At 71.0% G+C, this 25,532-nt stretch carries 26 protein-coding genes; 20 read left to right on the top strand and 6 right to left on the bottom strand.

Annotation, left to right across the window (positions count from 1 at the left end):
- Positions 1-213 precede the first annotated feature (213 nt).
- The 6 genes from ACTJJZ_RS04845 (at position 214) to ACTJJZ_RS04820 (ending at position 5,854) form a co-directional block, all read left to right on the top strand.
- The gene (locus tag ACTJJZ_RS04845) at positions 214-1,548 is read left to right on the top strand and encodes an MFS transporter (protein ID WP_440720045.1); all 1,335 of its coding nucleotides are present in this window, start codon (positions 214-216) and stop codon (positions 1,546-1,548) included.
- Positions 1,549-1,647: 99 nt separating this feature from the next.
- On the top strand, positions 1,648-2,292 hold the full coding sequence (locus ACTJJZ_RS04840; RefSeq protein WP_440720069.1) for a GntR family transcriptional regulator: 645 nt from the start codon (positions 1,648-1,650) through the stop codon (positions 2,290-2,292).
- Positions 2,293-2,331: 39 nt separating this feature from the next.
- Positions 2,332-3,108 (top strand): aspartate/glutamate racemase family protein, encoded by a 777-nt coding sequence (locus ACTJJZ_RS04835; RefSeq protein ID WP_440720044.1) that lies wholly within the window; start codon positions 2,332-2,334, stop codon positions 3,106-3,108.
- Between the two features lie 2 nt (positions 3,109-3,110).
- Positions 3,111-4,541: a dihydroorotase gene (locus ACTJJZ_RS04830; protein WP_440720043.1), complete on the top strand. Its 1,431-nt coding sequence runs from the start codon at positions 3,111-3,113 to the stop codon at positions 4,539-4,541.
- A complete protein-coding gene (locus tag ACTJJZ_RS04825; RefSeq protein ID WP_440720042.1) occupies positions 4,538-5,281 on the top strand; it encodes a maleate cis-trans isomerase family protein in 744 nt (247 codons plus the stop codon). The genes ACTJJZ_RS04830 and ACTJJZ_RS04825 overlap by 4 nt, the downstream gene beginning before the upstream one ends.
- A gap of 108 nt (positions 5,282-5,389) precedes the next feature.
- Positions 5,390-5,854 carry a DUF3817 domain-containing protein gene (locus ACTJJZ_RS04820; protein ID WP_440720041.1) on the top strand — a complete coding sequence of 155 codons (465 nt, stop codon included), beginning with the start codon at positions 5,390-5,392 and terminating at the stop codon, positions 5,852-5,854.
- 29 nt (positions 5,855-5,883) lie between these two features.
- Here ACTJJZ_RS04820 and ACTJJZ_RS04815 read toward each other — a convergent pair whose 3' ends face one another.
- Positions 5,884-6,567: a hypothetical protein gene (locus tag ACTJJZ_RS04815; RefSeq protein ID WP_440720040.1), complete on the bottom strand. Its 684-nt coding sequence runs from the start codon at positions 6,565-6,567 to the stop codon at positions 5,884-5,886.
- Between the two features lie 206 nt (positions 6,568-6,773).
- Here ACTJJZ_RS04815 and dnaK point away from each other — a divergent pair, with 206 nt between their 5' ends.
- The 5 genes from dnaK (at position 6,774) to ACTJJZ_RS04790 (ending at position 11,380) form a co-directional block, all read left to right on the top strand.
- On the top strand, positions 6,774-8,630 hold the full coding sequence (dnaK, locus tag ACTJJZ_RS04810) for a molecular chaperone DnaK (RefSeq protein WP_440720039.1): 1,857 nt from the start codon (positions 6,774-6,776) through the stop codon (positions 8,628-8,630).
- The gene (locus ACTJJZ_RS04805) at positions 8,630-9,250 is read left to right on the top strand and encodes a nucleotide exchange factor GrpE (RefSeq protein ID WP_440720038.1); all 621 of its coding nucleotides are present in this window, start codon (positions 8,630-8,632) and stop codon (positions 9,248-9,250) included. Before dnaK ends, ACTJJZ_RS04805 begins: the two co-directional genes overlap by 1 nt.
- A 45-nt stretch (positions 9,251-9,295) precedes the next feature.
- Positions 9,296-10,285, top strand: coding sequence for a DnaJ C-terminal domain-containing protein (locus ACTJJZ_RS04800; RefSeq protein WP_440720037.1), 990 nt, complete (start codon positions 9,296-9,298; stop codon positions 10,283-10,285).
- 138 nt (positions 10,286-10,423) lie between these two features.
- Positions 10,424-10,894 carry a heat shock protein transcriptional repressor HspR gene (locus ACTJJZ_RS04795; protein ID WP_440720036.1) on the top strand — a complete coding sequence of 157 codons (471 nt, stop codon included), beginning with the start codon at positions 10,424-10,426 and terminating at the stop codon, positions 10,892-10,894.
- A gap of 75 nt (positions 10,895-10,969) precedes the next feature.
- Complete coding sequence (locus ACTJJZ_RS04790) at positions 10,970-11,380, top strand: MmcQ/YjbR family DNA-binding protein (RefSeq protein ID WP_440720035.1); 411 nt, start codon at positions 10,970-10,972, stop codon at positions 11,378-11,380.
- Between the two features lie 29 nt (positions 11,381-11,409).
- On the opposite strand, the gene ACTJJZ_RS04785 is transcribed toward ACTJJZ_RS04790, so the two are convergent.
- Complete coding sequence (locus ACTJJZ_RS04785) at positions 11,410-12,030, bottom strand: hypothetical protein (protein WP_440720034.1); 621 nt, start codon at positions 12,028-12,030, stop codon at positions 11,410-11,412.
- A gap of 155 nt (positions 12,031-12,185) precedes the next feature.
- Between ACTJJZ_RS04785 and ACTJJZ_RS04780 the strand changes: the two genes are divergently transcribed.
- The 3 genes from ACTJJZ_RS04780 (at position 12,186) to ACTJJZ_RS04770 (ending at position 17,424) form a co-directional block, all read left to right on the top strand.
- Complete coding sequence (locus tag ACTJJZ_RS04780; RefSeq protein ID WP_440720033.1) at positions 12,186-14,633, top strand: polysaccharide lyase 8 family protein; 2,448 nt, start codon at positions 12,186-12,188, stop codon at positions 14,631-14,633.
- A 417-nt stretch (positions 14,634-15,050) separates the two neighbouring features.
- Complete coding sequence (locus ACTJJZ_RS04775; protein ID WP_440720068.1) at positions 15,051-16,199, top strand: glycosyltransferase; 1,149 nt, start codon at positions 15,051-15,053, stop codon at positions 16,197-16,199.
- A 4-nt stretch (positions 16,200-16,203) separates the two neighbouring features.
- Complete coding sequence (locus tag ACTJJZ_RS04770; protein WP_440720032.1) at positions 16,204-17,424, top strand: glycosyltransferase family 4 protein; 1,221 nt, start codon at positions 16,204-16,206, stop codon at positions 17,422-17,424.
- Positions 17,425-17,448: 24 nt separating this feature from the next.
- Here ACTJJZ_RS04770 and ACTJJZ_RS04765 read toward each other — a convergent pair whose 3' ends face one another.
- Genes ACTJJZ_RS04765 through ACTJJZ_RS04755 form a run of 3 tightly spaced genes read right to left on the bottom strand, consistent with a single transcriptional unit; the run spans position 17,449 to position 19,473 of the window.
- Entirely contained in the window at positions 17,449-18,015 is a 567-nt protein-coding gene (locus ACTJJZ_RS04765) for a hypothetical protein (protein ID WP_440720031.1), read from the bottom strand.
- 58 nt (positions 18,016-18,073) lie between these two features.
- The gene (locus ACTJJZ_RS04760; protein ID WP_440720030.1) at positions 18,074-18,766 is read right to left on the bottom strand and encodes a lipoate--protein ligase family protein; all 693 of its coding nucleotides are present in this window, start codon (positions 18,764-18,766) and stop codon (positions 18,074-18,076) included.
- 2 nt (positions 18,767-18,768) lie between these two features.
- Entirely contained in the window at positions 18,769-19,473 is a 705-nt protein-coding gene (locus ACTJJZ_RS04755) for an NRDE family protein (protein WP_440720029.1), read from the bottom strand.
- Positions 19,474-19,655: 182 nt separating this feature from the next.
- Here ACTJJZ_RS04755 and coaBC point away from each other — a divergent pair, with 182 nt between their 5' ends.
- The 6 genes from coaBC to pucL all read left to right on the top strand — a co-directional run bounded on the left by coaBC (position 19,656) and on the right by pucL (position 24,461).
- Positions 19,656-20,873: a bifunctional phosphopantothenoylcysteine decarboxylase/phosphopantothenate--cysteine ligase CoaBC gene (gene coaBC, locus ACTJJZ_RS04750; protein ID WP_440720028.1), complete on the top strand. Its 1,218-nt coding sequence runs from the start codon at positions 19,656-19,658 to the stop codon at positions 20,871-20,873.
- Positions 20,874-20,962: 89 nt separating this feature from the next.
- The gene (locus ACTJJZ_RS04745; protein WP_440720027.1) at positions 20,963-21,841 is read left to right on the top strand and encodes an HpcH/HpaI aldolase/citrate lyase family protein; all 879 of its coding nucleotides are present in this window, start codon (positions 20,963-20,965) and stop codon (positions 21,839-21,841) included.
- A 99-nt stretch (positions 21,842-21,940) separates the two neighbouring features.
- Positions 21,941-22,408, top strand: coding sequence for a thioredoxin-dependent thiol peroxidase (bcp, locus tag ACTJJZ_RS04740; protein WP_440720026.1), 468 nt, complete (start codon positions 21,941-21,943; stop codon positions 22,406-22,408).
- Positions 22,409-22,710: 302 nt separating this feature from the next.
- The gene (uraD, locus tag ACTJJZ_RS04735) at positions 22,711-23,214 is read left to right on the top strand and encodes a 2-oxo-4-hydroxy-4-carboxy-5-ureidoimidazoline decarboxylase (protein WP_440720025.1); all 504 of its coding nucleotides are present in this window, start codon (positions 22,711-22,713) and stop codon (positions 23,212-23,214) included.
- Complete coding sequence (gene uraH, locus ACTJJZ_RS04730; protein WP_440720024.1) at positions 23,211-23,552, top strand: hydroxyisourate hydrolase; 342 nt, start codon at positions 23,211-23,213, stop codon at positions 23,550-23,552. The genes uraD and uraH overlap by 4 nt, the downstream gene beginning before the upstream one ends.
- A 12-nt stretch (positions 23,553-23,564) precedes the next feature.
- Entirely contained in the window at positions 23,565-24,461 is an 897-nt protein-coding gene (gene pucL / locus ACTJJZ_RS04725) for a factor-independent urate hydroxylase (protein ID WP_440720023.1), read from the top strand.
- A 249-nt stretch (positions 24,462-24,710) separates the two neighbouring features.
- Here pucL and ACTJJZ_RS04720 read toward each other — a convergent pair whose 3' ends face one another.
- Positions 24,711-25,457, bottom strand: a complete 747-nt coding sequence (locus ACTJJZ_RS04720; protein WP_440720022.1) for an SDR family oxidoreductase — start codon at positions 25,455-25,457, stop codon at positions 24,711-24,713.
- Positions 25,458-25,532 lie beyond the last annotated feature (75 nt).

The raw sequence follows: 25,532 nt of genomic DNA, 5'->3' as shown, positions 1-25,532 counted from the left end.
TGTAGGCCGGAGCTCCGTCGCAGGCGTCCTCGCGCTGTCATCTGGAGAAAGACGACGTTCGCGAACTTTTGGGATCCCACCCTTGACGGAACGGCGTCCGCGACCTACTCTGATTGGGATCCCACTTTGGGATCCCAATCTCCGACAGTCACAATCAGCATGCCGCTCCTCTTGGCGGCCCCACCCTTCCCAACGAAGAGAAGGAGGACCCCGATGTCCCTTCAGAACGAGGCCACGGCGGCGGCGACCGCTTCGGACGGCGCGGCGCCCGCGAGCGCGCGCAAGCCCACCAGGGTGAGGTGGCGGCTCTTCGTGCTGCTCCTGATCCTGGTGTCCGTCAACTACGTCGACCGCGGATCGATCTCGGTCGCCCTGCCGATCATCCAGAAGGACTTCCACCTGCCGCCGGAGCTCGTCGGCCTGCTGCTCTCCGCGTTCTTCTGGACATACGCGCTCATGCAGGTCCCGGTCGGCTACCTCATCGACCGGTTCGGCCCGCGCAAGGTCGTCACCGCCTCCTGCATCGGCTGGGGTGCGGCGACCGCCGCCTCGGGCCTCGCGGGCGGGTTCCTCAGCATGTTCATCACCCGCTCGGCGATCGGCGTCACTGAGGCCGGCGTCATGCCGGCCGGCGGCAAGCTGAACGCCCTGTGGATGCACACCAAGGAGCGCGGCCGCGGCGCCACGATCCTCGACGCGGGCGCACCGCTCGGCGCAGGCATCGGCGGCATCCTGATCACCTGGCTGATCGCGAGCACCGGATCCTGGCGCTGGGCGTTCATCATCGCCGGCGCGGCGACCGTCGTGCTCGGCCTGGTCATCTGGTGGTACGTCCGCGACAACCCCCGCGCGCACCGGGCCGTCAACGAGGCTGAGGCCGAGTACATCGAGGCCTCGCACCGCGAGGAGAGCGCGGCCGCCCCGGCATCCGACCGCCGCGGCCTGCTGCAGTACCTGCGCTTCCGCTCCTTCTGGGCCATGTGCCTGGGCTGGCTCGGCTTCAACGGCGTCTTCTACGGCCTGCTCACCTGGGGCCCGCTGTACCTCTCCGAGGCCAAGCACTTCGACCTGAAGACCGTGGGGTGGTCGACCTTCGTGATCTTCGGCGCCGGTTTCGTCGGCGAGATCCTGGGCGGCACGATCGCCGACAAGCTGCGCTCGCGCGGCCACGGCACGAACCTCGTGATGCGCTCGATGCTCGGTGCCGCCGCGCTGATCGTCACCCTGGGCCTGGTCGGCGTGACGCTCGTCGGCGACCCGATCACCGCCGTCGTGCTGCTGTCGGTCGTGCTCTTCTTCCTGCGCTGGGTCGGACTGTTCTGGGCCGTTCCCGCGACCCTCGGCGGCCGTGAGAACGCGGGCGTGCTCGGCGGCGCGATGAACCTGAGCGGCAACGTCGCAGGGTTCATCACCCCGATCGCCGTCGGCCTGATCGTGGGCGCCACCGGCAGCTACACCTGGGCGCTGCTCTACTTCGTGGGGTCGGCGATCGTCATGGGCGTCTCGGTGCTGGCGCTCGACTACAGCAAGAGGCTCGTCCGCGCATGATCGCCGCCGTCCGCGAATCGGACCTCGACCCGGTTCGCGGGCGGGGTGCATCACTAGGCTGGGATCCCACGACCGCAGAAGGTGGAGGACGGCATCGTGATGCAGGCAGTCGAAGAGAATCAGCGCGCTCAGCCGCTGCGCGAGGTGATCAGGGACGCCGTGCGCAACAGGATCTTCGAGGGCCAGTACGCGCCGGGGGCCCGCCTGGTGGAGCGCGACCTGGCGGCCGAGTTCAAGGTGTCCCGGCTGCCGGTGCGGGAAGCGCTCCGGATGCTGCAGCAGGAGGGCCTGGTCACCGAGCCGGCGACCAGGGGCTCCGTGGTGGCGACGCTGGACGCGGACCAGGTCGACGACCTGTTCAGCGTGCGCAGCGCCCTGGAGGTGCTGGCCTGCCGGCTGGCGGCGGAGCGGGCGACCGACGACGACATCGCGCGGCTGACCGGACTGGTCGACCGAGCGAGGGACGCGCTCGCCCGGGGGAGCCTGGGCGAGACCCACTCGCTGAACAGCGAGTTCCACGACGAGGTCACCCGGATCGCCGACAACGCGTTCCTGCGCAGCGCGCTGGAGCCGCTGCAGGGCCGGATGCACTGGCTGTTCCGCCACGTGCGCGACCTGCCGGAGCTCGTCGATGAGCACCGTCAGCTGCTCGACGCCATCGCCAGCGGCGACCCGGATCGCGCGGCCGAGCAGTCCGCGCGGCACATCGCGAAGTACCGCGAACAGTATCCAGAAACCGTGTGAGCTGCCGGAGGCAGCCCCGACTGCCGACGAAAGAACACCATGAGACTCCTGGTCGTCAACCCCAACATCAGCTCGGACGTGACCGAGCTCATCCGCTCCGAGGCCCTGCGTTCGGCCTGCCCCGGCACCGAGCTGCTCGTGGAGACGGCTCCGCACGGGTTCGAGTACATCGAGACCCGCTTCGAGTCGCTGATCGCGGCCGGCGCCGTCGCCGAGGTCATCGCCGCGTATGCGGGATCCGTGGACGGCGTCGTCGTCGCCGCGTTCGGGGATCCCGGCATGCCCGCGCTGAAGGAGCTCGTGGACGTGCCGGTCATCGGCATCACCGAGGCGGCTCTCTGCGCCGCAGCGCTGCAGGGGCACCGGTTCTCGATCATCGCGATCTCGGACCGGATCACCGCCTGGTACCGGGAGTGCGTGGAGGGCTTCGGCCTCTCCGGCCGGCTCGCGTCGATCCGCTCGCTCTCGCAGGCGCTCGCCGGGATCGGCAGCGTGCAGCAGGACTTCGGTCCCGCGCTGGTCGCCCTCGCGCAGCAGGCTGTCGCCGAGGACGGCGCCGACGTCATCATCCTCGCCGGGGCGCCGCTGGCGGGGCTCGCGCGCGAGGTCGCGGGGCAGATCCCCGTCCCGGTCGTCGACGGGATCGGCGCCGGCGTCCGCCTCGCCGAGGCCGTCATCGGCCTCGGGTCGGGAACCCATCGCGCCGGCGCCTTCGCGGCGCCGCCCCGCAAACCCCGCAAGGGGCTCTCCTCCGCCCTCGAGCGGGCGCTCGCCCGCGTGCAGGACGCCGACATCACCACGGAAGGGGCCGAGTGATCATGAACGACCTCGTCATCGCCAACGCCAGGATCGTCAACGCGGACGGCACCTCGTCCGGACACATCGTCATCGCGGAGGGACGGATCCAGGCGATCCTCGACCTCGCCGATCCGCTGCCCTCAGCCGCGCGCAGCATCGACGCCCAGGGCCGCGCCGTGATCCCGGGCGGCGTCGACGGGCACTGCCACGTCGCGCAGATCACCGGTCCGCACCGCACCCTGGACGACTACGCGATCGCCAGCGCTGCGGCGCTGTGGGGCGGCACCACCACGATCATGGACTTCGGCATCCCGCGCGATGCGACCGAGACGCCGCTCGAGGCGGTGCGGAACAAGCGCGAGCTCGCCCGCGCCGCGCGCTGCGACGTCGCGCTGCACGGATCCGTCGTGACGTGGGACGAGACCGTGCCCGCGCAGCTGCAAGAGCTCGCCGCGTCCGGGATCCCGTCGGTCAAGATGTACATGACCAACCGCGGCTCCACGATGAGCGACGGCGACACCGTGCTCAAGGTGATGCGGGAGCTGAAGCGGCTTGGGGGGTTGGCCATCATCCACGCCGAGCACGACGCGATCATCGTGGACTGCACGCAGGAGCACGCCGACACCGGCGAGATCGGCATCGAGCACCTGCACCGCACCCGTCCCGAGCTCGCCGAGGAGGCCTCGGTGCGCGAGGTGCTCGCGATGGCGGAGTACGTCGGCGTCCCGGTCTACTTCGTGCACCAGTCCACCCCCGGCGCGGTCGACCTGGTCGTCGAGGCCCGCGCCCGCGGCGTCGAGGCGTACTCGGAGACCTGCCCGCACTACCTGCTGCTGGACGACGGGGTGTACGCCTCGCGGTTTCCGGAGTGGTTCGCCTGCTGCCCGCCGATGCGGGACGCCGCCACGGTCGCGGCGCTGCGGGAGCGGTTCGCGGACGGCTCCGTCGACACGGTCGCGAGCGATCACTCCTGCTATGACCTGAGCCAGAAGCGCGAGCACAGCGACGACATCCGGCAGATGCCGCACGGGCTGCCCGGCGTCGAGACCCGGATGCCGTCCGCGTTCACCGCGCTCACCGAAGGCCTGCCGATCACCGACGCGCTGCTCGAGCGGTTCGTCGGCCTGTTCGCGGCCGCTCCCGCCCGGATCAACGCCCTGCCCGGCAAGGGCAGGATCGAGGTCGGCTGCGACGCCGATCTGGTCGTGTTCGACCCAGCCGAGGAGCGCCGGGTCGACGGGACGGCCCTGCACATGGGCACCGACTTCTCGCCGTTCGACGGGAAGACGCTGCGCGGCTGGCCGCAGGTCGTGGTGGCCGCCGGGCGGACCGTGCTCGACGAGAACGGCTTCCACGACCCGGGCCCGGTGGGCCGCTTCCTCGCCCGAGGGCCGCTGTCCTCGAGCGCTCCGGACGCCCTGGAGCCGGCTCTCCCGGGGATCCGGACATGAGCGTCGCGCCGGATGTCCTCGCCGAGGCGCGACCGACCAGGATCGGCATGATCGTGCCTTCGTCGAACACCTGCCTGGAGCCGATGACCTACCGGCTGCTCGAGGGACGCGACGACGTCACCGTGCATTCCGCGCGGATCCCGGTGACCCGCATCGCGCTCGACGACGGATCCGACCAGCAGTTCGACGCGGCCGGAATGCGGGCCGCCGCCGAGCTGCTCGCGACGGCCGACGTGGACGTGATCGCCTGGAACGGCACGTCGGGATCCTGGCTCGGCGCCGATCACGATCGCGCGATCGTCGCGGAGATCACCCGCGCGACCGGCATTCCCGCGACCACGTCGACGCTCGCGTACTTCGAGGCGTTCGCGCGGTTCGGCCTCGCCGACATCGGCCTGCTCACGCCGTACACGAGCGATGTCAACGAGCAGGTGCGCGTGCGCTACGCCGCCCAGGGGATCGCCGTCAGCGGGCACGCCGCGCTCGGGCTCAGCGACAACGAGTCGTTCGGCCGGGTGCGCCCGGACGCCCTGGTGGCGCCGTCGATCGCGCTCGCCGAGGCCGGCCCTGATGCCCTGGTCTATCTGTGCACGAACCTGTACGGCGCGCCGATCGTCGCCGAGGTCGAGGGCCGCACCGGCGTGCCGGTGCTCGACTCGGTGGCGGTCACGCTCTGGCACTGCCTGGACCTGGCCGGATCCGCGCTGCTCGACCCGCGCTGGGGTCGGCTGCTCGCCTGAGGCATCGGCCGGGCGGGGCGCGGAAGACCCATCGAAAGGTGGAGTCCGGCGGAGGGCGGGCGCCGACCCGTCTTCCTACGCTGGAAGGGTCCCGACCCGAGGAGAGCCGTGTTCACCACTCCCGCCCGCCTGTTCCGCGTGCTCGCGATCGCCGAGGCCGTCACCTGGACGCTGCTGATCGCCGCGCTGATCGGCCGCGCCACCGGGCTGCCGCCGGTGATCGTCACCGTCGCCGGATCCGTCCACGGGTTCGTGTTCCTCTCCTACGGCGCGACCGCCGTGCTGCTCGCGTTCCACCAGCGCTGGGGTGCGGGCGTGGCCGTGCTCGCCATCGCGAGCGCGATCGTGCCCTACGCCACGGTGCCCGCCGAGATCTGGCTGCACCGCACCGGACGGCTCGCCGGGGACTGGCGCCTCGAGCGCACCGAGGACCCGCGCGACGCGGCCTGGTACGACCGCACGATGCGCTGGTTCCTGCACCGCCCGTGGGTGCTCGCCGTGCTGATCCTGGTCGCGGTCGCCGCGCTGTTCGCCGCGCTGCTGCTGATCGGGCCGCCCGGCGGATCGCACTGACGGGCGCGGCGCTCCGGTGCGCACCCAGGTCAGTGGATGAGGATCGTGTCCTCGTCGAGCACGTCGTACGCGACCGAGCTCGCGGAATCGTCCGTGCAGGTCACCGCGACGTAGAAGCCGATGCGGGCGTCGAGGAAGCCGCGCGCGGCGGCGTAGCCGCTGCCCTTGCTGTCGGAATAGGTCAGAGTGCGGCTGGCGATGTCGGACGTCTGGCTGGTCGCGTTCGTCAGCACGTCGTCGGTCGCCTGTGCCGAGACCTTGTCCGGCGTGGTGCCGAGCACGGCTGCGAGCACGGCGTCCGATGCGGCGCGGTCGTCGCTCTGGCCCTTCCACGTCATCGTGCCCTGCCAGAACTTCGCGGTGCAGATCCCGTCCTTGCGGGTGAAGCCCCAGTTGCCCTTGCCGTCGTCGGGGGTCGTGTAGTCCCAGTCGGAGTCGCTGATCAGGCCGTCGGACCACTCCGCGGTGGTCCCGGCGGGCAGGGTCGGGTCCTCGAAGTACAGGGATCCGGCGGCGGAGTCCGTCGACGTGTCGCTCGGCTCATCCGTGGTGGTGCCCGCGTCGGGGTCGGGCGCAGACGTGGTCGGATGCGGCTCCGGATTCTTCCGGATCAGATCGAACGGGTTCAGGCAGGCGCTCAGCGGCAGCGCGGCGGCCAGCAGGAGTGCGGCGGCGCCGAGGCGGATCGCGGCCGATGCGGTGCGTGAGGTCATGGCCCGATCCTAGGGATCCGCTGAAGACAACCGCGATGGGGCGAACTGCCCATCCCGCACCGATTGAAAACTTGAGCCGACCCATATCAAGTTTATTTGACAAGTCTTCACGAGAGGCATATCCTTGAGCCATCGCGGCTCAGGTTTCTCGAAAGGATCCCGGGATCGCGCAGACTTCCCGTACTTCCGACTGAAGGAGAAAACAAATGGCACGTGCTGTCGGTATCGACCTCGGTACGACGAACTCCGTCGTCAGCGTCCTCGAGGGCGGCGAGCCCAAGGTCATCGCCAACGCAGAAGGCTTCCGCACCACCCCCTCGGTGGTCGCCTTCACCAAGGACGGGGAGGTGCTCGTCGGCGAGACCGCGAAGCGCCAGGCCGTCACCAACGTCGACCGCACGATCGCCTCGGTCAAGCGCCACATGGGCACCGACTGGTCGTTCGACGTGGACGGCAAGAAGTGGACGCCGCAGGAGATCTCCGCGCGCATCCTGCAGAAGCTCAAGCGCGACGCCGAGGCGTACCTGGGCGACACCGTGACCGACGCGGTCATCACCGTCCCCGCGTACTTCAACGACGCCGAGCGCCAGGCCACCAAGGAGGCCGGCGAGATCTCGGGCCTCAACGTCCTGCGCATCATCAACGAGCCGACCGCGGCCGCCCTCGCCTACGGCCTGGACAAGGGCAAGGAGGACGAGCTCATCCTCGTCTTCGACCTCGGCGGCGGAACCTTCGACGTCTCCCTGCTCGAGGTGGGCAAGGACGACGACTTCTCCACCATCCAGGTGCGCGCCACCGCCGGCGACAACCGCCTCGGCGGCGACGACTGGGACCAGCGCATCGTCGACTACCTGATCACCCAGTTCAAGAACGAGACCGGCGTCGACGTCTCCGGCGACAAGATCGCGCTGCAGCGACTCAAGGAGGCCGCGGAGCAGGCGAAGAAGGAGCTCAGCTCCTCCACGTCGGCCAGCGTCAACCTGCCGTACCTCTCGCTCACCGCGAACGGCCCCGTCTCGCTTTCCGAGACGATCACCCGCGCCAAGTTCGAGGACCTCACCAAGGACCTCCTGGACCGCACCAAGAAGCCCTTCGAGGACGTCATCCGCGAGGCCGGCATCAAGGTCGGCGACATCGCGCACGTGGTGCTCGTCGGCGGTTCCACCCGCATGCCCGCCGTGGCCGAGCTCGTCAAGCGCGAGACCGGCAAGGAGGCCAACAAGGGCGTGAACCCGGACGAGGTCGTCGCCGTCGGCGCCGCGCTCCAGGCCGGTGTCCTGAAGGGCGAGCGCAAGGACGTCCTGCTCATCGACGTCACCCCGCTGAGCCTCGGCATCGAGACCAAGGGCGGCATGATGACCAAGCTCATCGAGCGGAACACGGCCATCCCGACCAAGCGCAGCGAGACCTTCACCACCGCCGACGACAACCAGCCGTCGGTCGCGATCCAGGTCTTCCAGGGCGAGCGCGAGTTCACCCGCGACAACAAGCCGCTCGGCACCTTCGAGCTGCAGGGCATCGCGCCGGCCCCCCGCGGCATCCCGCAGATCGAGGTCACCTTCGACATCGACGCCAACGGCATCGTGCACGTGTCCGCCAAGGACAAGGGCACCGGCAAGGAGCAGTCGATGACCATCACCGGCGGATCCTCGCTCTCCAAGGAGGACATCGACCGCATGGTGCGCGAGGCCGAGGAGCACGCCGCCGAGGACAAGAAGCGCCGCGAGTCCGCCGAGACCCGCAACCAGGCCGAGACCCTGTCCTACTCGATCGAGAAGCTCATCTCGGAGAACGAGGACAAGCTGCCGGAGGACGTCAAGACCGAGGTCAAGGCCGACGTCGACGCGCTCAAGACGGCGCTGGCCGGCGACGACGACGAGGCAGTGAAGACCGCGTTCGAGAAGCTGAACCAGTCGCAGACCAAGCTCGGCGAGGCGATCTACGCCCAGTCCCAGGCCGACGCCGCCTCCGCCCCGCAGGGCGAGCCGGCCGGTGAGGGCGCCGCGTCCGATGAGGACGTCGTGGACGCCGAGGTCGTGGACGACGAGGAAGAGAAGAAGTGATGACGGATCCCAAGGACTTCGAAGAGCCCGAAGAGGGCCGCGAGGTCGGCGGTCAGGGGCCGGACGCGAGCGCGTNCCCCCGGCCGGATCCGGGCACCGGATCCGACTCCGCCGATGAGCTCACGGTCGACGACATCCTGAACATCGCGCAGAACGACGACGCCCTCGCTGAGGACGCCGTGGAGGACGCGGCTCTCGCCGACGCCGAGCACACCCTGCTGATCGATCTCAAGCGACTGCAGGCCGAGTACGCGAACTACCGCCGCCGCACCGAGGAGCAGCGCGCCGTGGACGCCGCACGCGCGAAGGGCGAGGCCGCCAAGGGCCTCATCCCCGTGCTCGACGACCTCGACCGCGCCGCGCAGCACGGCGACCTGGTGGAGGGATCCCCCTTCGCCGCGATCGCCGACAAGGTGCGGGCTGTCGTGGAGCGCCTCGGAGTGGTCTCGTACGGCGAGAAGGGCGAGGATTTCGACCCGCAGCAGCACGAGGCGATCTTCCAGCAGCCCACGCCGGGCATCGAGAAGGCCGTCGTGCTCGAGGTCGTCGAGGTGGGCTACCGCCTGGGTGACGTCGAGCTGCGCCCCGCCAAGGTCGTCGTCGCCGTCCCCGCGGAGTAGACGATGCAGACGCAGCAGCCGAGACGATCCGACAGGGGGTGAGGGATGGCTAGCCAGGACTGGTTCGACAAGGACTTCTACAAGACGCTCGGCGTGTCCAAGGACGTGTCCGACGCGGACTTGAAGAAGACCTATCGCAAGCTCGCACGCAAGTACCACCCCGACTCCAACCCGGGCGATGCCGCGGCGGAGGCGAAGTTCAAGGAGATCAGCGAGGCGTACTCGGTGCTGTCCGACACGGAGCAGCGCGCCGAGTACGACCAGATCCGCGCGATGGGTGCCGGAGGTGCGCGCTTCACCGCGCCGGGCAGCGCCGGCAACGGCGGATTCGAGGACGTGTTCAGCGCGTTCAGCCGGGGCCGCGGCGGCCAGTCCGCCGACTTCGAAGACATCTTCGCGATGTTCAACCAGGGCGGCGGCGGATCGTTCGGATCCGGCCGTTTCGGCCAGCCCTCCGGGGGCTTCCGCGGCTTCGGCGGCCCGCAGAAGGGCGCCGATGTCACGGCCCGCACGACGCTGTCGTTCGCGACCGCCGTGCAGGGCGACACGGTCACGCTGCAGGGCGACGACGGGCGTCCGTTCAAGGTGAAGATCCCGGCGGGCGTCAAGGACGGGCAGAAGATCCGTCTGCGCGGCAAGGGACGACCGTCGCCGGACGGCGGCGATCCCGGCGATCTCGTGGTCGCCGTCACGGTCAAGCCGCACCCGGTCTTCACCCGTGACGGGCTGAACCTGCGCGTGATCGTGCCGGTCACCTTCACCGAGGCGGCGCTCGGCGCCACCATCGAGGTGCCGACCCTCGGCGGCGACCCGGTCAAGCTCAAGGTCGCTCCCGGCACGCCGTCGGGACGCGTGCTGCGGGTCAAGGGCCGCGGCGTCACCACGCCGAAGGGCACCGGCGACCTGCTCGCCGAGGTGCAGGTGGCGGTGCCGTCGCACCTCGACGACGCGGCCCGCGAGGCGCTGGAGCGCTTCCGCGCCGCCGAGCCCGAGGAGAACCCGCGCGCCGAGCTGCTGGCGAAGGCGCGGGCGTGATGAACGCCTGGTCGTCGAGCGCTCTTCGACAGGCTCAGGGACCGGCGCACCGCGCGATCGGGACGGGACGCGGTCTCCTTCCAGGCCACCGCGCTCCGTCCCGCTTCGCTCGCTCGACGACCCCGAGGCAGGCGCGCCATGGGCGATGAGCGCATGGACGCGGACACCCCGGTCTTCGCGATCGCCGCGGCAGCCGAGCTGTCCGGCATGCACCCGCAGACGCTCCGCCAGTACGACCGGATCGGACTGGTCGTGCCCGGTCGCACGCGCGGCGGATCCCGCCGCTACTCCCTCCGCAACATCGAGCAGCTGCGCGAGGTCGCCCAGCTCTCCAGTGAGGGCATGAGCCTTCCCGCGATCGCCCGGCTGCTGGACCTCGAGAACCAGAACCGGGCTCTCCGCCGCCGCGTGGTCGAGCTCGAGCACGACCTCCGCGAGGAGCGCGCGAGCCGCCCCGGCGTGCGCGTCTTCGCCGCCGGCACGAGCGGATCCGTCATGGCCGTCCCGTCCGGGCGCCGGATCCGCCGCTCCACCGAGGTCGTGCTGTGGCGCCCCTGGCTCGGCGGCGCAGCGGGCGCGTCCGAGGATCCGGACGACAGCGAGCGCTGACGCCGCGGCCCGGCACTCGCTCATTCCCGAGGTCCGCTCTTGAACCGGCCGCACGGTCAGGGGAGGATCGGGGTCATGGCGACGATCGAGGACGTCAGGGCGCTCGCGCTCGCCCTGCCCGGGGTCGAGGAGCGCGTCGGCGGGCACACGGGAGAGCCGGCGTGGCGGTGCCACGGCGGGCAGATCGCCTGGGTGCGCAGCCCTCGCCAGACGGATCTGGCGCAGCTCGCCGAGCTGGGCCGCTCGTGGCCGCACGGGACCGTGCTCGCGGTGCGGACCGAGTCGGTCGCGCTCGCCGGAGGGCTCGTCGCGTCGGACCCGGCGATCTTCTTCACCATCCCGCACTTCGCCGGCTACCCGGCGGTCCTGCTGCGCCTCGACGCGATCGGGCGCGATCACCTGGGTGAGCTGATCGCCGACGCCTGGCTGCTGCGCGCGCCGAAGACCGTCGCCCGGACGTGGCTGGACGAGCGCGGGCTGGACTGAGCCCCTGCCCCTGCGAGCGGCAGTGCGCGTCAGGCCGGCGGCAGCCGCAGCACCGGTCCCGATTCGCCGACCGAGAGGTCGTCCGCGCTGCGGAGGGTGCGTGCGATCTCGTCCACGGCGGAGATCACCGTGCCGAACCGCTCCCGGTCCGCGCACACCGCCTGCAGCGTGATGAGGTGCGTGCCGGTGTCCCAGGTGTAGGTCGCGAACGGGGGAGCGGGCGCCTGTCCCGCCGCACCCGGCGGCGGCAGCGGCACCACGAGTTTCTCGCCGGAGCCGAGGTAGGGGTTGCGGAACTCCTCGGTGTCGTCGTACTCCATCGGCATCATGGCCCGGGCGGTGCGCAGCTCGGGGGTGAGCTCCTGCGCGCTCGCCATCGCGACGATGAGCTCGGGCTCGGCCTTCCACGTCCACACGAGCACCCGGCCGTCGGCCTTGCGCATGAGGAAGGGCGCGGCCTGGCTCAGGGCCCAGGCGCCGAAGCCGGAGCCGGGACGCGGCCCCGAGCCCGTCGCCGGCGCGCCGAATGCCGCACCGGCCTGCCCGAGCAGCATCCGGATGGCCGCCTTGCGGTGACGGCGGCCGCGCAGGCCGAGGGATCCGGTCACGGGGATCCAGCGTGCGGGGTCGGCGTCGGCGAGCAGGCGCATGTCCCGAGCGTAGGGGCCGAAGGTGGGCGCGAGCCGTGCGTTCCCGGGCGTCGTCATTATGTACACCCGCTCTACTATTTCGATGGGAAAGCGTATACCGTGTTGGTCGAATCCTTCCCCGAACGACCTGGAGGCCGATGATGTCCCCCGTTGAGATGAACCGCCGTGCACTTCTCGGACTGCTGGGAGCAGGCGCCCTCGTCGCCGTCGCCGGCGAGTCCGCCAGCGCCCGCTCGCTGCCCGCCGCCGTCGCGGCCACGACCGGCGATCCGCTCGCCGCCCTCATCGAGCGCCGTCGCATCATGCTCGCCGGCGATGGCAGCGCGACCGCTGTGCCCGAGCTCGCCGGCGTGCTGAGCACGATGAGCGCCAACGCGACGGCGTCATGGAACGCCATGGCGCGCCCGGCGGCGTCACCCGGCATCTGGGCCGACCTCCCCCTCGCGGGTCAGAGCGGTTCGATCCTGTCAGGGAACATGGGCGTCACGTTCAACCGCATCTTCGATCTCGCGCTGGCCTACTCGACCGCGGGCTGCGCGCAGTTCGGCGACAGCGCGCTCGCCGCGGATCTCGTCGACGCGCTGGGCTACCTCAGCGCGAACATCTACGCGGTGGGCAAGCCGCCGGCCGGCAACTGGTGGTTCTGGGAGATCGGCGTGCCGCGCAAGGCCGCGGACATCATCGTGCTGCTGCACGACTCGGTGCCCCCCGATCTGCGCACGGTGCTGATGGCCGCGGTCCGCTACTTCACCCCCGACCCGAACTGGCGGGGGCGCGGGACCAGCTTCGCCGAGACCGGCGCGAACCGCACCGACAAGGCCCTGTCCTGCGCCCTGCGCGGCATGCTCGACGGCCGGCCCGACGAGATCGCCCTCGCGCGCGACGCGCTCAGCGACACGGTGGGAGGCGGCGCGCACAGCGTGTTCGGCTACGTCACGAGCGGTGACGGCTTCTACGCCGACGGATCCTTCGTGCAGCACACTTACCTGCCCTACGTCGGCACGTACGGCGTGGTGACGCTGGGCGGGATCGCGGAGATCCTCGGCCTGCTGGGCGGCAGCGAGTGGGAGGTGACGGATCCGAAGAAGTCGGTGATCCTGGACGCGGTCGAGGCGGCGTACGCGCCGTTCATCTGGAACGGCCGGATGATGGAGACCGTCCGGGGCAGGGCCGTCTCACGCCAGGCCGAGCCCGACTTCGCCGATGGCGCCTCCGCGATCTGCGCGATCCTGCTGCTCGCGCAGGGTGCCGGCGAGCCCTACCGCAGCCGCTACCTGTCGCTCGTGAAGGGCTGGCTCACGCGCTGCACAGACCAGAAGCTGTACGGGCTGCCCACGCAGACGGTGGCGAAATCGCTGCTCGTGACCTCGGTGCTCGCCGACTCCTCGGTGAGCGCGGCCGACGCCCCCGTCGTGACGACGGCGTTCGGGGATCAGGACCGCCTGGTGCATCACCGGCCCGGATTCAGCGCCGTGGTCAACGTCTCGTCGAAGCGGATCGGCCGCTACGAGTGGGGCAACCGCGAGAACAACCTCGGCTGGTACCAGGGCGACGGCATGACCTTCTTCTACAACCCGGCGGACCCGGACCAGTACAGTGCCGACTTCTGGCCGACGGTCGATCCGTACCGGCTGCCGGGCACCACCGTGACGGCCGCGCCGCGCGCGAACGGCGCCGCCGACGGCACCGGCATCCCGCGGGCTTTCCAGGCGTTCGGCGGCGGTCTCGCGCTCGACGGGCGCTGGGGGATCCAGGGCATGGATCACCTCAACTTCGACAGGTCCCTGAGCGCGCGGAAGTCGTGGTTCTTCCTCGACGACAAGGTCGTGTGCCTCGGATCCGCGATCGCCTCGGCCTCCGGGTTCGAGGTGATCACCACGATCGACAACCGGTCGTTCACCCCCGGAACGGTGCCGCACGTGCGCACCGACAACCGCGACAGGGTGCTCACCGCGTCCGACGGCGCGATCCGGGTCACGCGCAACGTGCACATCATGGGCCACGGCGGGTACGTGTTCCTGCCGGGGGAGAACGTCTCCGGCGACATCGACGTGCAGGTCGTGCGGCGCACCGGGGACTGGAAGACGATCAACTCGGGATCCGACACCGGTGGCACCGCCGACGTGAAGACACGCGACTTCGTGACGGTGACGCACCACCATGGCACGAACCCGTCCGCCGGCGGCTACGCGTACATGGTGCTGCCGAACGTCGAGCACTCGGTGACCTTCACCGAGTCGGACGCGCCCACGGTCGAGGTCGTCGCGAACAACGCCCAGGCGCAGCTGATCCGGGTGGAGGGTCAGGGTCTGACCCTCGCCAACTTCTTCGCAGCGACGCCGGCAGGGCAGGCACCCGTCCACGGGGTGACCGTCAGCGGTCCGTGCTCCCTCGCCGTGCGGACGGACGGAGGCCGGGCCACGGTCGTGCTGTCCGACCCGAGCCGCACCCAGAAGACAGCGCGTGTCGTGCTCGCCGGCGTCTCGGCGTCGGCCGTGGTCGAGGGCGATGACGGGGTCCGGGTCGTGGCGACCTCCCCGCTCACGCTCGAGTTCGATCTCGACGGTCACGGGCACGCCAAGCGGATCGTGCTCGGATCCTGACCCGCGCGGTCGCGGAGCGGCGCACGCGACGCCGCGACCGTTCTCAGGAGCGATTCGCGGGATCCGCGGAACGCCGACCCCGGTCGGGCCGGGAAGCAGAATCCCTCCTGAGAACGGTGCGCCGACGGCTCCTCGGGCAGCGGCCGGATCCGCCTCCCGAGGATGTCCAGGGCCCTCGGGTAGAGTGGCGTGCGCCCGATCCAGGCCACCTCCGCGGCGTTCGAGCGAGCGACCAGCGGCCGAGCAAAAGGCAGCAACCACGTGACATCCCCCGGCGATCATCGCCCCTCGGACGCCCCTGAGCCTTCGGAGAACGGCCCGTCTTCGGAGCGCGGCCCGTCTTCGGAGAGCGCCGCGGCTGCCGGGAGCACGCCGGCCGACGCCGCAACCCCGGTGCGCCGGCCGCTCACGATCCTGATGGGCGCCGACACCTTCTCGCCCGACGTGAACGGCGCCGCGCGCTTCACCGAGCGGCTCGCGGCCGGGCTCGTGCAGCGCGGGCACGACGTGCACGTCGTCGCGCCGAATCAGGCGTACCGCACCGCGAAGCCGCGCACCGAGGTGATCGAGGGCGAGGCGATGACCCTGCACCGTCTGCCGTCGGTGCGCTGGACGCCGCACGACTGGCTGCGGTTCGTCTGGCCGTGGCGCGCCAAGCACTACGCCCGGCAGGTACTCGACGAGGTCGAGCCGGACGTCGTGCACATCCAGTCGCACATCGTGATCGGCCGGGGTCTGGCTCGCATCGCGCATGAGCGGAAGATCCCCGTCATCGCGACGAACCACGTGATGGCCGAGAACATCCTCGACCACACGACCATGCCGAAGTTCGTCGACGACATCGTGCTGAAGTTCGCCTGGGCCGACGCCCGCCGCACCCTCGGCCTCACCCGCGCGGTGACCACGCCCACGCGGCGCGCGGCCGACTTCCTCGAGCGCACGATCAACATCGAGGGAGTGATCCCGGTCAGTTGCGGCATCGACCGCACCCAGTACACCCCCGTCATCGCGCCGCGCGAGAAGAACCGCATGGTGTTCGTGGGCCGGCTCACCGCCGAGAAGCAGGTGGAGGTGATCCTCAAGGCGATGGCGAAGCTGGATCCCGCGCTCGACGCGACGTTCGACATCGTCGGCGGCGGCGACCAGCGCAGGAGCCTGGAGCACCTCGCGCGCGAGCTCGGGATCGGCGATCGCGTCGTTTTCCACGGGCGCACCACCGACGAGCAGCTGCGAGCGCTGCTCAGCCGCGCCTCGCTGTTCGTGATCGCCTCGATCGCCGAGCTGCAGTCCATCGCGACCATGGAGGCGATGGCCTCGGCGCTGCCGGTCGTCGCGGCCGACGCCGTCGCGCTGCCGCATCTCGTGCACCACGGGGAGAACGGCTACCTGTTCGAGCCGGGCAACATCGCCGAGCTGGCCGCGCGCCTCACTGACGTGCTCACCGCGGACCCCGAGGAGTACGCCCGGATGCAGCAGGCCTCGCTCGACGGCGTCCTGGTGCATGACATCAACCGCACCCTGGACACCTTCGAGGCGCTGTACCGCGACGAGCCGCTGCCCGAGTAGCCGGATGCACATCGTCTTCTTCGGCGACCAGCACCCGTCGTCGCTCGGCGGGGCCCAGGTCTCGATGCGCCTGCAGCGGAAGTACCTCGAGCGGGCGGGCCACACCGTGACGATCGTCGCGCCGCGGATGCACTCGTCCCGGGCCGCGCTGCACGCGGTCGGTCCCGCCGACCCCGGCTGCCTCGACCTGCCGTCGATCCCGATCACGGCCGACCGGGAGTACGCAATGACCTGGCCGGGCCGGGGCACCGACCGGTACCTCGACCGCGCCCTCACCCGCCGGCCCCCCGTCGACCTGGTGCACGTGCAGGCCGACTTCTGGGGCGCCTTCATCGGGCACCGTTTCGCGCACCGGCACGGGATTCCGGCCGTGCACACCATGCACAACCGGGTGGACGTGGGCATCGCCGCGGTGACCCCGCTGCATCGGCCCGCGCTCGGCGCGCTGAACCTGTGGCGCCGTGCGGCGCTGCGCGGGATCGGGTCGCAGCCGCGCGGCGCCGACGGCTGGGCGTACCTGGCCGGGATCGCCGCGGAGTCGCGCGCGGTGACGGCGCCCTCCGGCCATTTCGCGCGGCGGCTCGAGCAGCACGGGATCTTCGGATCCGTGGACGTGATCTGGAACGGCATCGACGACGAGGTGCGCGAGGACGTGCTCGCCAGCGCTCCCGCGGAGCGCGCTCCGGGCCGCCCGCGGCTCATCTGGCTCGGCCGGATGAGCCCGGAGAAGCGCCTCCTGCCGTTCCTGGAGGCCGTCGTCGCGAGCGATGTGGACGCGGACGTCGAGATCGTCGGGGGCGGAGGAGAGCGGCGCGCCGCGGAGCGCATCGCCGCACGCGCGGGGCGACCCGGCATCCACTTCGCCGGGCGGATCGGCTATGCCGACGTGCTCGCGCGGATCGCCGCGGCGGATGCCGTCGTGCAGACCTCGATCGGCTTCGAGACGCAGGGGATGACCCCGTTCGAGGCGGCGACCCTCGGCACGCCGACGGTCGTGAGCGACCCGGACATCGCGGCGGAGCTGCGCGGCGGGCTGTGGGCCGTGCCTGCTGCCGCGGACGAGCCGGGTCGCGTCGCCGCCCTCGCCGAGACGCTGCGCCGCGCCGTCGCCGACATCGCGGCCGGGCGTGCGCCGACGCCGGATGCCCAGGTCGCCACCGACTTCCGGCAGTCCTCGCGCACCGCGGCGATGCTCGAGGTCTACGGGCGCGCGATCGCCGGCTGAGCCCGGCGCAACGCGGATCCGTTCTTAGCCGTAGAGCAGCGGCGTCAGTGTCGACAGCAGGAAGCCGACGACGAGGTTCACCACGCCCGCGCCGCCGACGCCGATCGCGATTCCCGCCATCAGTTTGCGCTCTCCGCGCGCGGCGACGATTCCCAGAGCGAGCGCAGCGGCGCAGCAGAGGAAGATAACGATGTTGGATCCGATGTTGAACCCTTCGACGACGTGCATCGACAGGTGGAACCGGTTTATCTGGGAGTACATGACGCCCCGGACGATCGATGTCACGGCTGAAAGCGCGACACTGACGATCGCCAGGATGAACGCGACGCGAGCGAGACCGCCGGGGCCACGGGTCGCCGGTGCTGCGGAGTAACCGGCTTGCGCGGCGCCTGCGGGGTCGGAGGGCCAGTTCTGCGCCTCGGCCGGGTGCCCGCTCTGCACCTCGGCGGGATAGCCGTGCTGCGCAGTGGCCCCGGGGTACGCCTGCTGGTAGGCGGGCGCGGATCCGTAGGGCGGCTGCGGGGGAGTCGACGCGGTCGCGGGCGGCTGCGCGCCGGATGCGGGCGGGAACTGCTGCTGGGGATCGCTCATGCCGCTGACGCTACCGGCACCGACGCATTCGCGACATGGGCAGTGCTGCCCATGTCGGTCAGGCGATCAGCGCCGCCGCCAGCGCGTCCTCGACCTCTTTGCGCGAGACCGTCGGTGCCTCGGCGCGCAGGGAGCCGAAGGTCTGCGGGTCCCACTCGAGCCCCAGTGCGGCGTTGGCGTCCGTGAGCACCGCGACGAAGCGGCCGACGCGACCGAACGCGAGCATGCCGCTGAGCAGGCGTGCGCCGCGCACACCGCGCTGCGAGGTGCCGACGAGCTTCACGGCGCCGCGGGCGTTGATGCTGTACTCGCCGGGACAGTACTCGCCGGCCACCTCGCCCAGCCGGGCGTCGACACCGAGCCTGCGCAGCACGTCGACGATCGTCCCGCCCGCCTGTGCGAACAGGGCGGTGGGGTCGGCATGCGACTCCTCGCGCTCGACGAGGTCGAAGACGAGGCAGGTCTCGTCGTAGGCAGCGGCGCGGCCCCCGGTCGGGCGGATCGCCGGCGTGAATCCGAGGCGCTCGGCCGCGGACACGGCGACGTCGTAGCCGGGCATGAGGCTCTCCCGCCGCGTCAGCGCGAGCGTCGGCGCCGGCGTGTACAGGCGGAGCAGCCGCTGAGGACCCTCTCCGGACGCGACCTGACGCAGCAGTTCGACCGACCGCTCGAGGTCGTCCGCGCGGGGGGACGCCTGCCGGATCACGTCCCCGGCAACGGGGACGAGGCGACCGGAGGATGCCGTCGGCATCGTCACGTCCAATGCGCCGGCGCCGGCAGGGCGTGGTCGCGCACCTCCACGCCGTCGGGGCCGACCGATGCCGTGCAGTAGAGCAGCGACTGCGTGGGGTAGCCGTGGGGACGGTTGTCCCGGATGATCGCGCGGTCGTCGGCCGGATCCAGCTCCGCCGTCGTCGCGAGCAGCCGGATCCAGGACTCCGGCCACTCCTCGTCGCGGGTCGGATGCGCGCGGAACTCCGGCAGCCAGCGCGCGATGCGCGCGGTCTCGGGATCGTCGAGGTCCGAGTGCGCGATCATATGCACGCCGGGCGGCACCGGGGTCTCGCGGAGCTCTGTGCCGTCCCAGGACAGCACGCGGGCGCCGTCGGGGGAGACCTCGAGGAGGTTGAAGCCGTGCATGCGCTCCGAGCCGGTGGGCGAGACGCCGGCCACGGACGCCAGCGCGAGGGTGCCGCGGGAGACGGCCAGGTCGTCGGGCAGGTCGAGCACGTCGGCGCGGTTCAGCAGCACGGCCAGCCGGTGCGACGCCGGGTCGACGGCGAGCCAGGCTCCGCCGGCGCGGCGGTCGCGGATCCCGATGACGCCGGGGTGCTCGGGCCACCACTCGCCGAGCGCATCCCACTCGCGCAGCGGATCCTCGTCCCGCACGGCCAGCAGCCGCACCATCGGTCCCTGCGCCCCTCCAAGGGCGTCGACCTCGATCACGACCGTGCACACGCGCCTCAGTCTAGGCACGTCGACGCCCCCTCGCGGCGTCCACGCCCCCTCGTGTGAACGGCCACCGAAGGGGGCGTCGATCGCGCGAGGGGGCGTCGACGTGGAGGGGACGCACGGCGACGGGCGCGCCCCTGCGCCCCGCTCCCCGCCCGCTCCCTCGGCATGTCGGGCAGAATCGAGGGATGGACATCGTGGTGGGGGTCTCCGGCGGCATCGCGGCGTACAAGTCCGTGCAGCTGGTGCGGCTTCTGATCAAGGCCGGTCATGACGTCACGGTCGTCCTCACCGAGGACGCGCTGCGCTTCGTCGGCGCACCCACGTGGGAGGCGATCAGCCGCAACCCCGTGACCACGAGCGTGCACGACGACGTCGCCCGCGTGCGGCACGTCGCGCTCGGCCAGGGCGCAGATCTCGTGGTCGTGGCGCCGGCCACCGCCAACACGATCGCCCGGATGGCCGCGGGGATCGCCGACAACCTGCTCGGCACGACGCTGCTGGCCACCACCGCTCCGGTGCTGATCGCCCCGGCCATGCACGCGGAGATGTGGGCGCATCCGGCGACCAGGGCGAACATCCGCACGCTCGTGGAGCGCGGCGTGCAGCTGATCGGCCCGGACGACGGCGAGCTCGCGGGCGGCGACAGCGGACCCGGCCGGATGAGCGAGCCGGAGAGCATCGCCCAGGCCGCGCTCCGCCTGCTCGCCCCCCAGGATCTGACCGGGATGCGCGTGGCGGTGTCGGCGGGCGGCACGCGCGAGCCGATCGATCCCGTGCGTTATCTCGGCAACCGCTCCAGCGGCCGGCAGGGTGTCGCGATCGCCCGCGCCGCCGCGGATCGCGGGGCCGAGGTCGAGCTTGTCGCCGCGGGCGTCGCGCGCGACGTGCTCGAGGCGGCGCGGCATCCGCGCATCGGGATCCGCCCTGTCGCGACCGCCGCGGAGCTCGCGGCCGCGATGAAGGATGCGGCCTCGGCCGCGGACGTCGTGGTCATGGCCGCCGCGGTCGCGGACTACCGGCCGGCGCAGGAGTCCCCGCACAAGCTCACCAAGGAGGACGGGATCCTCGAGCGGATCGAGCTCGTGGAGAACGAGGACGTGCTGGCAGCGCTCGCCGCGGCGCGCGCCGCCGGGCGGGCGCCGCAGGGGCAGATCCTCGTCGGCTTCGCTGCAGAGACCCTCGCGGATCCGGCCGCCCGGCGTGATCGCGCCCGCCGCAAGCGCGAGCGCAAGGGGGCCGATCTGCTCGCGGTGAACCTGGCCGACGCGGAGCACGGCTTCGAACGCGCCGAGAACGCGGTGGAGATCATCGGCCCCGAGGGCTCGGTCGTGGCCACGGCCGCCGGTACGAAGGGCGAAGTCGCTACTGCGCTGTGGGATGCGGTGGCAGCTGTGCGAGGCTGAGAACGGCCCTCGCCGAGGGCTGGCGACGGTTCGGATGCAGGAGTAGACTTTTCGGACTGTAGAATTCAAGTTCCATAGGATGGAAGAACATGAACGCTCCTCTGCCCACCCGTGGCCCGCGCGACATCGCGCCGGAGCTGGCGCGATCGTGGCTCCTCGTCGCGGCGACGCGGCCGGAGACGTTCGACGACGCCGCGCGCTCGCACGCTGACGCGATCGTGCTGGACGTGGAGGACGCCGTCGACGCGAGTCGCAAGGACTCGGCGCGTGAGGACGTGGTGCGCTGGCTGCACGGGAACAGCTCCGACTCCGAGAACGGCAACCGGGCCTGGGTGCGCATCAACGACGCCACCAGCGAGCACTGGTCGCCCGACCTGGACGGCCTGCGCGACGCGCCCGGTCTGCAGGGCGTGATGCTCGCGAAGACCGAGTTCGGCGGCCAGGTCATGGACACGTTCAACCGCCTCGGAGCGCGGGTGCCCGTGGTCGCGCTCGTCGAGTCCGCCGTCGGCATCGAGAACGCGACCGAGATCGCCCGGGCCAAGGGCGTGTTCCGGCTCGCCTTCGGCAGCGGCGACTTCCGCCGCGACACCGGCATGTCCGCCGACCGCGAGGCCATGGCGTACCCGCGGGCGCGTCTGGTCATCTCCAGCCGCGCGGGCGGGCTTCCCGGCCCGATCGACGGTCCGACGGTCGGATCCAGCCACCCGATCCTGCGCGAGCAGTCCGCGATCACGGTCGCGATGGGCATGACCGGCAAGCTCTGCCTGCAGGCGGACCAGACGCCGGTCGTGAACGAGGTCATCAGCCCCACCCGCACCGACGTGGAGTGGGCGTACGAGTTCCTCGCGGACTTCGACGCCCGCGGCCGCATCGTCCGCGACGGCAGCGACCTGCCGCGTCTCGGCCGTGCCCGCAAGATCATGCAGCTCGCCGAGGCCTTCGGCGTGCTCCCCGTCACCCCTTGACCCCCGGTCGCTGAGCTTGTCGAAGTGCCCGGCCCGTCCATCCGGCCCTTCGACAGGCTCAGGGACCGGATCCACCGAACCCCACTGAACGGAGACCCCATGAGCACGCGCCTGAGCCCCGGCGACACCGCCCCCGCCTTCACCCTCGAGGACGCCGACGGCGTCCGCACCTCGCTCGACGACTACCGCGGCAAGAACGTCGTCGTGTACTTCTACCCGAAGGCCGCGACGCCGGGCTGCACCACCGAGGCCTGCGACTTCCGCGACAACCTGTCGTCCCTGGACGCCGCCGGCTACTCCGTGATCGGCATCTCGCCCGACGAGGTCGCGGACATCCGCGCCTTCGCCGAGGCGGAGGGCCTCACCTTCCCGCTCCTCGCGGACACCGATGGCGCCACGGCGCGCGCCTGGGGCGTCTGGGGCGAGAAGACGATCGACGGGCGCACCTTCGAGGGCGTCATCCGCTCGACCTTCGTGCTGGACGGCGAGGGCGTGGTGCAGCGTGCGGAGTACGGCGTCGACGCCACCGGACACGTCGCACGCCTGCGCGAGGAGCTCGCCGTCTGACCACCGCTTTCCGGCCGCTCCGCCGGGAGCCGGAACGCACGCCCGAGAGGATCCGGGCGTGCGTTCTCGGCGTTCGGGGGGCAGGATCGGGGCAGGAGAGCGGGCGCGGACCGCACCGCTACGCGCCGGCCCTCCTTCCGCCGGGGAAGTTCGCCGGAGGGCTTGACATTCCCTGACCCGGCGGGCACACTACTTACACATGCTGAAATAACAGTTCCGGCATACGGAAGGCAAGTCTCTTTCTGAGAACGCAGCCGTATCGCTCTTACACGCCGGATGCCAGCCATGTTTGAGGATCGAAGATGTTGCTCGAGGAGTTCAACTCCACCGGCCGCACTGAGGCCGTCGCTGCGGTGAAGCCCGCACTGGACATCCCCCGCTGGATCGACGCGATCGTCGACGGGCGTCCCTACGCCTCCGTCGAGGAGCTCTCCGCCGCCGCGCTCGCCGCCGCCGCCCCGCTCTCCGAGGCGGAGCTCGACGGAGCGCTGGCGCACCACCCGCGGATCGGCGCCAAGGTCGACGGCACCAGCGCCGAGGCCGCGCACTCGCGCCGAGAGCAGCCGAGCGTCGATGACGCCACGGCGGCCGCGCTGGCCGAGGGCAACCGGGCCTATGAGGAGCGCTTCGACCGCGTCTTCCTCGTCCGCGCCGCCGGCCGCAGCGCCGAGGAGATCCTCGCACTGCTGCAGGAGCGGCTCGGCAACACCGAAGAAGAAGAGCTCGCCGTCGTCGACCAGCAGCTGCGCGAGATCGCGGCGCTGCGCCTGAAGGCGGCCATCGAAACCGAAGGAGCGAGCGCATGAGCGTCTCCCACGTGACCACCCACATCCTGGACACATCGATCGGGCGCCCCGCGCCCGGCGTCGCCGTCGTACTCGAGGCCCGAGTCGGCGACGGATGGTCGGGGATCGGTACGGGCCTCACCGATGCTGACGGGCGGGTGAAAGAGCTGGGCCCGGAGCGGCTGGAGAGCGGCGCATACCGCCTCCGGTTCGACACCGCGGCCTACTTCGCCGGCATCGAGACGGACACCTTCTTCCCGGAGGTGGTGCTGACCTTCCAGGTCGACGCCGAGCAGGCGCACTATCACGTGCCGCTTCTGCTCAGTCCGTTCGCCTATTCCACCTACCGAGGAAGCTAAGAGGAATCCGAAATGAGCAACATTATCCTGGGCAAGAACCAGTACGGCAAGGCCGAGGTGCGGGTCGTCCGCATCACGCGCGACTCCGCCCGCCACGAGATCGAGGATCTGAACGTCAGCTCGCAGCTGCGCGGTGACTTCGACAGCGCCCACTTCGACGGCAACAACGAGCACGTCGTCGCGACCGACACGCAGAAGAACACGGTCTACGCCTTCGCCAAGGACGGCGTCGGCAGCCCGGAGGAGTTCCTGGTGCGCCTCGGCGAGCACTTCACCGGCGAGTTCGACTGGGTCACCGGCGGGCGCTGGGAGGCCGAGCAGTACACCTGGCAGCGCATCGAGGGCGTCGACGGCACCGAGCACGACCACTCGTTCGTGCGAGGCGGCACCGAGACGCGCACCGCGCTCGTGCAGATCGAGGGCGACGAGACCACGATCATCGCGGGACTGCAGGACCTCAAGGTCCTCAAGTCCACCGCGAGCGGCTTCGTCGGCTACCCGAAGGACAAGTACACGACCCTCGGGGAGACCGAGGACCGCATCCTCGCGACCTCGGTGACCGCGAAGTGGCGCTACAACCGCAACGACCTCGACTTCAACGAGGTGTTCGCGGACGTCCGCCGCCTGCTGCTCGCAGGGTTCTCGAAGAACTACTCCTATGCCCTGCAGCACACGCTGAAGGAGATGGCCGAGGCCGTGCTCGAGGCGCACCCGGAGATCGACGAGATCCGCTTCTCCACCCCGAACAGCCACCACTTCGTCGTGGACCTGTCGCCGTTCGGCCTGGAGAACCCGAACGAGGTGTTCTACGCCGCCGACCGTCCGTACGGCCTGATCGAGGCGTCGTTCCTGCGCGAGGGCGCGGACGAGGACCACTGGGCGTGGGCCACCGCCGCCGGCTTCTGCTGAGGCGTTCCACCGGAGGGTGACGATGCGGGGTCCGGTGCGCCGGACCCCGCATTTTCGATCCCTCCGCGAAGCCGGCGGTGTCGTCAGCGTCTGCTTCCTTGACAAGTGCGCCTTCCGAGGAGCACACTTGAATTACACATACTGAAATAGTTCTTCCGCAATGCGAGAAGCAAGAGCACAGGGTGTCTCGGACCGACCGGCACGCCCGCCGGACGAGGAGGTCACGTGTCGCGGAGCACCCGCCTCGGATCAGCCCCGTCCTCCGAACGGCATCCCGCTCGCGGTGATCGTGAGCGCGGCGATGTTCGCCTCGGGCGGCAGATCCGCCATGAGCAGCACCGTGCGGGCCGCGGCCTCGACGTCGAACGTGGGCTCGATCTTCCGGCTGCCGTCGGGCTGCAGGGCGCCCGATCCCACGCCGAGCTCGTCCATGATCTCGGTGCGGGTGTTGCCGATGTCGATCTGGCCGCAGGAGATCCGGTAGGGCCGGCCGTCCAGGTCGATCGACTTCGTCAGCCCGGTGATCGCATGCTTGCTGACCGAGTACGCCACGGAGAGGGGGCGGGGCACATGGGCCGAGATGGATCCGTTGTTGATGATGCGGCCGCCCTGCGGGCTCTGCGCGCGCATCGCGCGCATCGCGCCGCGGGCGCACAGCAGCGCCCCGGTGACGTTCACGGCGAAGGTCTGCTCCCAGTCCTCGAGCGCGATGTCCGCCGCCGACACGGCGGGGCCGAACGCGCCGGCGTTGTTGAACAGCACGTCCACGCGACCCCACTCGCGCACCACCCGGTCGAAGAGGGCGTCCACCTCGGCCTCGACCGTCACGTCGGTCGGCACCACGAGGGCATCCGGACTCCCCGCGGCGGTCTCCCGCAGCGCCTCCTCGCGCCGCCCGGCCAGCGCCACCCGAAAACCCGCTTGCAGCATCGCGCGCGCCACGGCACGCCCGATCCCCGATCCGGCACCCGTCACCACGGCAGAGCGTGCGCTCATCGTCACTCCTCGACATTCCGACCCGCTGCCAGACCGGCAGCCCCCTACATCTAACAGACAACTCCGTCTTCTCAC

The sequence above is a fragment of the Microbacterium sp. 22242 genome, assembly GCF_052045495.1.
GTDB lineage: Bacteria > Actinomycetota > Actinomycetes > Actinomycetales > Microbacteriaceae > Microbacterium.
This window is presented reverse-complemented; position numbering and strand designations above follow the sequence as displayed.

What these genes read in the sequence shown, in the direction of transcription:
- dnaK (WP_440720039.1), top strand. Translation starts at nt 6,774, where the DNA reads ATGGCACGTGCTGTCGGTATCGACCTCGGTACGACGAACTCCGTCGTC.
- bcp (WP_440720026.1), top strand. Translation starts at nt 21,941, where the DNA reads ATGAGCACGCGCCTGAGCCCCGGCGACACCGCCCCCGCCTTCACCCTC.
- ACTJJZ_RS04830 (WP_440720043.1), top strand. Translation starts at nt 3,111, where the DNA reads ATGAACGACCTCGTCATCGCCAACGCCAGGATCGTCAACGCGGACGGC.
- ACTJJZ_RS04745 (WP_440720027.1), top strand. Translation starts at nt 20,963, where the DNA reads ATGAACGCTCCTCTGCCCACCCGTGGCCCGCGCGACATCGCGCCGGAG.
- ACTJJZ_RS04800 (WP_440720037.1), top strand. Translation starts at nt 9,296, where the DNA reads ATGGCTAGCCAGGACTGGTTCGACAAGGACTTCTACAAGACGCTCGGC.
- ACTJJZ_RS04720 (WP_440720022.1), bottom strand. Translation starts at nt 25,457, where the DNA reads ATGAGCGCACGCTCTGCCGTGGTGACGGGTGCCGGATCGGGGATCGGG.
- ACTJJZ_RS04765 (WP_440720031.1), bottom strand. Translation starts at nt 18,015, where the DNA reads ATGAGCGATCCCCAGCAGCAGTTCCCGCCCGCATCCGGCGCGCAGCCG.
- ACTJJZ_RS04785 (WP_440720034.1), bottom strand. Translation starts at nt 12,030, where the DNA reads ATGCGCCTGCTCGCCGACGCCGACCCCGCACGCTGGATCCCCGTGACC.
- ACTJJZ_RS04840 (WP_440720069.1), top strand. Translation starts at nt 1,648, where the DNA reads ATGCAGGCAGTCGAAGAGAATCAGCGCGCTCAGCCGCTGCGCGAGGTG.
- ACTJJZ_RS04795 (WP_440720036.1), top strand. Translation starts at nt 10,424, where the DNA reads ATGGGCGATGAGCGCATGGACGCGGACACCCCGGTCTTCGCGATCGCC.
- ACTJJZ_RS04780 (WP_440720033.1), top strand. Translation starts at nt 12,186, where the DNA reads ATGAACCGCCGTGCACTTCTCGGACTGCTGGGAGCAGGCGCCCTCGTC.
- ACTJJZ_RS04845 (WP_440720045.1), top strand. Translation starts at nt 214, where the DNA reads ATGTCCCTTCAGAACGAGGCCACGGCGGCGGCGACCGCTTCGGACGGC.
- ACTJJZ_RS04825 (WP_440720042.1), top strand. Translation starts at nt 4,538, where the DNA reads ATGAGCGTCGCGCCGGATGTCCTCGCCGAGGCGCGACCGACCAGGATC.
- ACTJJZ_RS04775 (WP_440720068.1), top strand. Translation starts at nt 15,051, where the DNA reads ATGGGCGCCGACACCTTCTCGCCCGACGTGAACGGCGCCGCGCGCTTC.
- ACTJJZ_RS04790 (WP_440720035.1), top strand. Translation starts at nt 10,970, where the DNA reads ATGGCGACGATCGAGGACGTCAGGGCGCTCGCGCTCGCCCTGCCCGGG.
- pucL (WP_440720023.1), top strand. Translation starts at nt 23,565, where the DNA reads ATGAGCAACATTATCCTGGGCAAGAACCAGTACGGCAAGGCCGAGGTG.
- ACTJJZ_RS04760 (WP_440720030.1), bottom strand. Translation starts at nt 18,766, where the DNA reads ATGCCGACGGCATCCTCCGGTCGCCTCGTCCCCGTTGCCGGGGACGTG.
- coaBC (WP_440720028.1), top strand. Translation starts at nt 19,656, where the DNA reads ATGGACATCGTGGTGGGGGTCTCCGGCGGCATCGCGGCGTACAAGTCC.
- uraH (WP_440720024.1), top strand. Translation starts at nt 23,211, where the DNA reads ATGAGCGTCTCCCACGTGACCACCCACATCCTGGACACATCGATCGGG.
- ACTJJZ_RS04770 (WP_440720032.1), top strand. Translation starts at nt 16,204, where the DNA reads ATGCACATCGTCTTCTTCGGCGACCAGCACCCGTCGTCGCTCGGCGGG.
- ACTJJZ_RS04835 (WP_440720044.1), top strand. Translation starts at nt 2,332, where the DNA reads ATGAGACTCCTGGTCGTCAACCCCAACATCAGCTCGGACGTGACCGAG.
- uraD (WP_440720025.1), top strand. Translation starts at nt 22,711, where the DNA reads ATGTTGCTCGAGGAGTTCAACTCCACCGGCCGCACTGAGGCCGTCGCT.
- ACTJJZ_RS04815 (WP_440720040.1), bottom strand. Translation starts at nt 6,567, where the DNA reads ATGACCTCACGCACCGCATCGGCCGCGATCCGCCTCGGCGCCGCCGCA.